Source organism: Methylibium sp. (assembly GCF_031393925.1).
Classification (GTDB): Bacteria; Pseudomonadota; Gammaproteobacteria; order Burkholderiales; family Burkholderiaceae_C; genus Methylibium.
In genome coordinates this window covers 1-4,635 of record NZ_JANMWL010000189.1, presented here as the reverse complement: position 1 = coordinate 4,635, position 4,635 = coordinate 1, and the positions used below count along the sequence as shown (strand labels likewise).

The window sequence follows — 4,635 nt, the reverse complement described above, 5'->3', positions numbered from 1 at the left end:
GAAGTTCTTCAAGCCAGGCGCGCGGCTCAATCTGCCGGTGTACCTGGAGGCCGAGGTGCAGGACTACTTGCCGCCCGCGCCAAGGCCCGCGGCATCGAGGTCGGCCAACTCGTCAATGAGCTGCTCGAGAAGGACATCGAGTTGATCGAGGCGGCACGGTAGAGCCGCGCCACGCGGCCAGGCGATGAGGTCGCAATTTGCGACCTCATCGATGCCGTGGTGGCTCTCGGGTGGGTAGAGCGGTTGCTGGTACGCATCCAGCTCGTCGATGAGGTCGAGCACGTCCGGCGGGCCCGGGCTTTCAATGGTGATGCGCATGGGCGTGCTCGACGGTTCAGCGCGCCATCTGCCCGGCGAGCCCGACGCAAGGATCAGGCCGCGAGACGGCCGCGGTCGGCCAGGTTTCGTCAAAGCCCGGCGTTGCATCGCCTGCCTTCGCGCCGGCCGCGAGCCTCACGGTGTACAGGCGGTCTACGGGCGGGGCCGCGCGCAGGTGCAGCGGTACGCCACGGCTCGCGTCCACATGGTTGGCGCCCGCCACCAGCAGCACCACGCGGCCTGGCCGTGCCAGTGCGCGCAGCGTGTCAGCGAGCGTTCGGTCGCGGGCGATCTGTATGCGCGTCATGCCGGGCAGTTGTGCGTCGGGCAGCAGGCCGCAGTGGCCGTCGCGCACGTCGGTGCGCAGTCGCTCGCGCACGGCGGCGGGCACCGCGTCGTCGAGCGCCGGGTCTCGTGCCGCATCGCGCAGGGCGGGGCGCGGCAGGTTGGCGCCGACCACCGGCACGCCCTGGCGCACGGCGCTCATCACGATGGGGCCGTAGGCCTGCCACGGCCAGCCGCGTTCGTCCCATACCAGCGCGGCGCGCGCCGCTGCGTCACTGGCGTCGGTGGGCAGGCCGACGGTGCTGCGGCCCTGCTCGGCCATTTCGATGGCCACCGCGGCCAGGCGCTGATGCGCGGCGAGTTGCGCGACCACGCGCGCGGCGAGCCGCTGGTGATCGGGCGCGTCGTGCTGCTCGCCGAGCAGCAGCAGATCGGCCGCCGGCCAGGCCAAATCGTGCTCGAACGGCAGGCGCGGCGGCATTTGTGCGCAGCCGGCCAGCCACGCCAGGGCGCACGCCGCGCCGGCCCGACCCGCCCGGCCGAACACGCCGGGCTCACGCCGACCACCGCCGACCACGCCGCGCACGCCATACACGCCATACACGCGCGCCGCGCCGCTCATCGGTGCTTGGCCATGACCGAGCGAAACAACTCGCCGATGCCGACGTCGCGCGGGCCGGGCACCAGCTCGAACGCTTCACCGGCGGCAATGAGGCCCGGCACGCGCACCGCGAGGTAGCAGCCGCAGTAGCCTGAGCGCACCATCAGCCGGGTGGCCTGCGCGAAACCCATCACCGCATCGAATTTGTAGCAGGGCTGACGCGGCGCGGACACGGCCAGATCGCAGCGCGCAAAGCGCAGCACGTCGCCCACCCACATGTCGCCTTCCAGCAGGCCGCCGAGCGTGAGGTTCTCGCCCATGAAGCCGCCGGGCAGTGCCTCGCCCCAGGGCTGCAGCCCGGCCTGCGCGCGCACGGTTTGCCAGAACGCGTAGTGCTCGACCGGGTAGGCGTAGACGGCCTTCTCGAGCCCGCCATGCACGCTCGGGTCGGCCTGCTCGTCGCCGGCCAGGCCGAGCGGCGCGAAGCGCACGTCGCCTTCGACGGCGCGCTTGCCGATGCCGCTCAGCACGCTGCGCCCGCCGCCGACTTCCAGCGGCTGCGCGCTGCCCACATTGACGCTGAGAACGCGGCGATGGCTCATCGGCGGGCCTTCATGCTGCGCACGCCGGTGTTCGCCGTTCGGGCGGCCGTGGGGGGCGCGGCACCGCCACGGCACTGAGAGCCTGCATGCAAAACGCATTGCCGCCGACGGCATTGCGGCGCGCGCGATACGGCGTCACGGTGTGACCGGTGCCGCTCGCCTTGTTGCCGTCATGGGTCATCGCGGGCCTTGCTCGTCATGGACCGAAGCGGCGCGGCCCTCGACCGCCACCGCCTTGAAGCTTGCCACCAAGCGCTGGCCCGCCTGCACGCCGAGGGTTTGCACCGAGCGCTGCGTGACCAGCGACCACAGCCGCTCGCCGGCGCGCGCGCCCTCGGCCAGCGCCAGCTCCACCGCGGCATACGGCGGGTCGCGTTCGAGCACGCGCAGCACCTGGCCTGCGAGCTGGTTGCTGGCGCTGGAGCCGAACACTTCGCGCTGCAGCGCCACGTCGCGCGCGCGGATGCGCAGGCGCACGGCGCTGCCGACCGGCGCGGCGATGTGCGGCACGGTCACGCGCTGGCCGGCGACCTGCACCTCGCTCAACTGCCACTCGGGCAGTTGCCGGGCGAGCGTGCCGGCGAGCACGCTGCCGGCTTCGAAGCGGCCGACCAGCGGGCCGAGCGCCAGGTCGGACAGCACGTCGAGCGCGGCACCGCTGGCGGCGACGCGACCTTCGGACAGCAGCACCACGCGGTCGGCCAGGCGCATCACCTCGTCCATCTGGTGCGTGACGTAGAGGATCGGCAGGTTCAGGCGTGCCGGCAGCGCGGCCAGGTAGCCGAGCAATTCCTGGCGCCGCGGCGGGTCGAGCGAGGCGAGCGGCTCGTCCATCAGCAGCGCGCGCGGCTTGGCGAGCAGCGCGCGGCCGAGCGCGACCCGCTGGCGCTCGCCGCCGGAGAGGCTGTGCGGGCGGCGCGCCAGCAGCGGGCTCAATTCCAGCAGCGCCACCACTTCGTCGAACTGCGGGCCGGTGGCGTTGCGCGGCGCCCGGCGCGCGCCGTAGTCGAGGTTGCCGCGCACGCTGCGGTGCGGGAACAGGCGGCCGTCCTGGAACACCACGCCCAGGCGCCGCGCCGCGGGGGGCAGGTCGGTGGCCATGGTGGCGTCGAACAGGGTCACGCCGTCCAGCCGCACCGTGCCCGCGGCCGGCCTGAGCAAGCCGGCCGCGGCCTGCAGCACGCTGCTCTTGCCGGCACCGCTGCGGCCGATGAGCGCGGTGATGCCCTGTGGCGGCACGTCGATGCGTGCGGTGATCATGGCGTCGCCACGCGGCACGCTCACGTCAATGACGAGGCTCATGGCGTGGCCTGCCCGAGCCAGCGCGCCAGGCGCCGGTGGCCCCACTGCGCGAGCGCCAGCGCGGCCAGCGCGAGCACGATCGAGATGCCCACCAGCCGCGCGGCGGCGGCCCCGCCGTCGGCGCTTTGCAGCGCGCTGTAGATCGCCAGCGGCAGGGTCTGCGTTTGCCCGGGGACGTTGGACACGAAGGTGATGGTCGCGCCGAACTCGCCCAACGACGCGGCAAAACCCAGCACCGCGCCCGACAGCAGCCCGGGCGCGGCCAGCGGCAAGGTCACGCTCGCCAACGCGTCGAGCCTGGATGCGCCGAGCGTGCGCGCCGCGTCCTCCAGCCCGCGGTCCACCGCCTCCAGCGCCTGCCGAACGGCGCGCACCATCAGCGGCAGCGCCATCACGGCGGCGGCCAGCACCGCGCCGCGAAAGGTGAACACGAAGGTGATGCCGAACCACTCGTGCAGCCAGCTCCCCAGCGGCCCCTGGCGGCCAAAGCCGACCAGCAGCGCATAGCCGATCACCACCGGCGGCAGCACCAGCGGCAGGTTCACCAGCGCTTCCAGCAAGGCCTTGCCGGGCCAGCGCCCGCGTGCCAGCGCCAGGGCCAGCGCCACCGCCACCGGCAGCGACACCAGCGTCGCCACGCTGGCCACCTGCAGGCTGAGCCACAGCGCCTGGCGCTCGACCTCGGTCATGCCGCCACTCGCAAGGCCGCGGCGGCGCGCGCGCGCTCGCACACGCCGTGCGTCGCCCGCGCCGAGCGTGTCGAAGCGTCAACGCGAGCGCTGAGCTGGTCCGAGGCGACCCGGCGTCGATTCATCGGGCGTCGGGCGGCTCGAAGCCGGCCTGGCGCAGCAGCGCCTGGGCCGCGGGCGTGAACAGGTGGTCGTGAAAGCGCCTGGCCGCCGGGCCGGCGCCGCGCAGCAGGGCGACCGGGTAGCGCACCGGCGGGTGGCTGTCGGCAGGAAACAGCGCCAACACGCGCACGGCGCGCGATTGCAGGGCGTCGCTGCGGTAGACGATGCCGAGCGGCGCCTCGCCGCGCTCCACCAGCGCGAGCGCGCCGCGCACGTTGTCGGCGCGCGCCAGGCGCGGCGCAACCGATGTCCACAGGCCGAGCGCGGTGAGCGCCGCTTGCGCATAGCGGCCGACGGGAACATGCGCCGGGTCGCCGGTGGCGATGCGCGCGTCGGCGCGGGCGAGCGTCGAAGCGATCAGGGCACGCACCGCCTCGGCGTCTTGCGGCGGCGCGGCCGGCTCACCCGTGCCGGGCCCGACCAGCGCCAGGCGGTTGCCGGCCAGGTCGCGCCGCGTGCCGGGCTCCAAGCGCCCGGCCTGCTGCAGCGCGTCCATCCACGCTTGGTCGGCGCTGATGAACAGATGCGCCGCTGCGCCCTGCTCGATCTGGCGCGCCAAGGTCGAGCTGGCCGCGAAGGAAAAGCGCAGCTTGTCGAAGCCGCCCTGTCTTGCCACGGCCTGCAGCACGTCGGTCAGGCTGGCCGCGGCGAACACCACGGCCTCGTCGTCGGCCGC

General features: G+C 73.9%; 6 protein-coding genes. All 6 read right to left on the bottom strand.

The window, feature by feature from the left end; genetic code table 11:
* Nucleotides 1–63: 63 nt before the first annotated feature.
* A complete protein-coding gene (locus RMO12_RS10445) occupies nucleotides 64–318 on the bottom strand; it encodes a hypothetical protein (protein WP_309639244.1) in 255 nt (84 codons plus the stop codon).
* Nucleotides 319–334: 16 nt separating this feature from the next.
* Nucleotides 335–1,225, bottom strand: coding sequence for a ChaN family lipoprotein (locus RMO12_RS10440; RefSeq protein WP_309639243.1), 891 nt, complete (start codon nucleotides 1,223–1,225; stop codon nucleotides 335–337).
* On the bottom strand, nucleotides 1,222–1,806 hold the full coding sequence (locus RMO12_RS10435; protein WP_309639242.1) for an MOSC domain-containing protein: 585 nt from the start codon (nucleotides 1,804–1,806) through the stop codon (nucleotides 1,222–1,224). The genes RMO12_RS10440 and RMO12_RS10435 overlap by 4 nt, the downstream gene beginning before the upstream one ends.
* 177 nt (nucleotides 1,807–1,983) lie before the next feature.
* Complete coding sequence (gene modC / locus RMO12_RS10430; RefSeq protein ID WP_309639241.1) at nucleotides 1,984–3,108, bottom strand: molybdenum ABC transporter ATP-binding protein; 1,125 nt, start codon at nucleotides 3,106–3,108, stop codon at nucleotides 1,984–1,986.
* Complete coding sequence (gene modB / locus RMO12_RS10425; protein WP_309639240.1) at nucleotides 3,105–3,797, bottom strand: molybdate ABC transporter permease subunit; 693 nt, start codon at nucleotides 3,795–3,797, stop codon at nucleotides 3,105–3,107. Before modB ends, modC begins: the two co-directional genes overlap by 4 nt.
* A gap of 121 nt (nucleotides 3,798–3,918) precedes the next feature.
* A partial coding sequence (modA, locus tag RMO12_RS10420) for a molybdate ABC transporter substrate-binding protein (RefSeq protein WP_309639239.1) occupies nucleotides 3,919–4,635 on the bottom strand: 717 nt, incomplete at its 5' end.